This is a genomic window from Microcystis sp. M53598_WE2, assembly GCF_030067735.1.
Taxonomy (GTDB): domain Bacteria; phylum Cyanobacteriota; class Cyanobacteriia; order Cyanobacteriales; family Microcystaceae; genus Microcystis; species Microcystis aeruginosa.
In genome coordinates this window covers 1-1,976 of the sequence record NZ_JASJFE010000221.1, presented here as the reverse complement: position 1 = coordinate 1,976, position 1,976 = coordinate 1, and the positions used below count along the sequence as shown (strand labels likewise).

Annotated in this window: 2 protein-coding genes; one reads left to right on the top strand and one right to left on the bottom strand. The window is 49.7% G+C overall.

What is annotated here, in order from left to right; genetic code table 11:
• Nucleotides 1-85: 85 nt before the first annotated feature.
• Complete coding sequence (locus PX636_RS04645) at nucleotides 86-1,303, top strand: ABC transporter permease (protein ID WP_288116352.1); 1,218 nt, start codon at nucleotides 86-88, stop codon at nucleotides 1,301-1,303.
• Nucleotides 1,304-1,363: 60 nt separating this feature from the next.
• On the opposite strand, the gene PX636_RS04640 is transcribed toward PX636_RS04645, so the two are convergent.
• Nucleotides 1,364-1,795 (bottom strand): NUDIX domain-containing protein, encoded by a 432-nt coding sequence (locus PX636_RS04640; protein WP_002799564.1) that lies wholly within the window; start codon nucleotides 1,793-1,795, stop codon nucleotides 1,364-1,366.
• Nucleotides 1,796-1,976 lie beyond the last annotated feature (181 nt).

The window sequence follows — 1,976 nt, the reverse complement described above, 5'->3', positions numbered from 1 at the left end:
GATTCAGGGACAGGAGATTATTTTATTTATTCTCCCCACCCCCCACACCCCACACCCCACACCCCACACCCCACTGCTAACTGATATGTTTATCACCGAAAGTTTAAAAATGGCCGTCTCCACCCTAGGGGCCAATAAAGTGCGTAGCGGCCTGACTATGTTAGGGATTATCATCGGTAACGCTTCAGTAGTGGCCATGATCGGTATTGGCCAAGGGGCGCAAACCTTAGCCAATGACCAGTTTGCTAACTTGGGACCCAATACCATTTTTGTGGTGCCGGGGTCGCGACAAGCACGCAATACCACCGTTAATTTACCGAAAACCCTAGTTTTAGCCGATGCTCAGGCGATCGCCGAACAGGTTCCCACCGTCGCTGAAGTCGCCCCGGAAATAAACGCTCGTTTCCTGATTTCCCATCGTAATCGCAACATGACGGCTCTAGTCACGGGAAGCACCCCAGAATACGCTTCTGTCCGCAATTTTACCCTAGAAAAAGGTCGTTTTATCAATAATATCGATCTAGCCCGCAACAAACGGGTAACGGTGATCGGCACGGAAGTGGCAGCGCAACTTTTTCCCACCCAAAATCCCCTTGGTCAACAGCTGCGGATCAAAAATCTCAGTTTTGAGGTGATCGGGATTTTAGAGGCGAAAGGCTCCTTTTTTGGCAATAATCAGGATGAAATGCTGATTATTCCCCTTAGCACCATGAACTCGCAACTGGTGGGCAAAACCGGACCCTACGGTGTCGAGTTGAGTTGGATTAGTCTCACCGCGCGATCGGGGGAGGAAATCCGCGCTGCTAAGTTCCAAATCCAGAATCTTCTGCGTTTACGCCATAAAATCGTCGCTGAGGATGATTTTCGCGTCGAAACTGCTAAACAGATGATCGAAATCTTCGCCACGATTACTCAGGGTCTCACCCTACTTTTGGCTTTAATCGCTGGTATTTCCCTGATTGTCGGTGGTATCGGGGTAATGAATATTATGCTCGTTTCGGTTTCGGAAAGAACCGGGGAAATCGGACTAAGAAAAGCGATCGGAGCCAGAGAACAGGATATTCTCTTACAATTTCTGATTGAATCAACTCTCGTTTCCATCGCCGGCGGTGCGCTTGGTATTCTCGTCGGTGCAGGAGCGATCGTTCTCGTCTCCAGTTTCTCTCCCCTGGCTGCCACTGTTTCCGCCACCGCCGTCGCCCTGTCTTTGAGCGTTTCCACGGGTATTGGTCTCTTTTTTGGCGTTTTTCCCGCCTATCGTGCCTCTAAATTGGAGCCGATTGTCGCCCTCAGAAGTGTCTAATTTTTTAAGGTTTTTCGGGGACGTTTTTGGCAAGGATTGCTTTTATGGCTAGGTTGGGGTCTAATGTGTGGGACGAATTTTATAATCCCGATAACGACGATAATCATTGAGAATGCGATCGTGATCAAAGCATAAAGGTTGGGGGAATTCCCAGAGATGAAAAATCCCGACTTTTTTGGCATCATCGGCAGCGATCGGTTGGCCTTTTGCCGTGGCGATAAAAACGATACTAATGGTGTGTTGACGCGGATCGCGGTTAGGATCGGAATAGACGTGAAATTGCTCGATTAACTGCACCTGCAAGCTGATTTCCTCGTAAGCTTCCCGAATGGCCGCCGTTTCCACCGATTCGCCGTAGTCCACGAATCCCCCCGGAATTGCCCAGCCAAAGGGCGGATTTTTTCTCTCAATTAGTACGATCGGACGGTGGGGCGAGTCGATCAGTTCGATGATAATATCAACAGTGGGGGCAGGATTGCGATAGTTTGTCATTTTTTTCAGTTATCAGTGAACAGTTAAGTAAGTAGTTATAATTAAATTGAAGATAGATTTTGCCTCTGATCCCCCCTGCCCCCCTTGATAAGGGGGGTGCCGATAGGCTGGGGGGTCCCCCCTGCGCCCCTTGATAAGGGTGGTGCCGATCCTCCCTGCCCCCCTTGATAAGGGGGGTGTC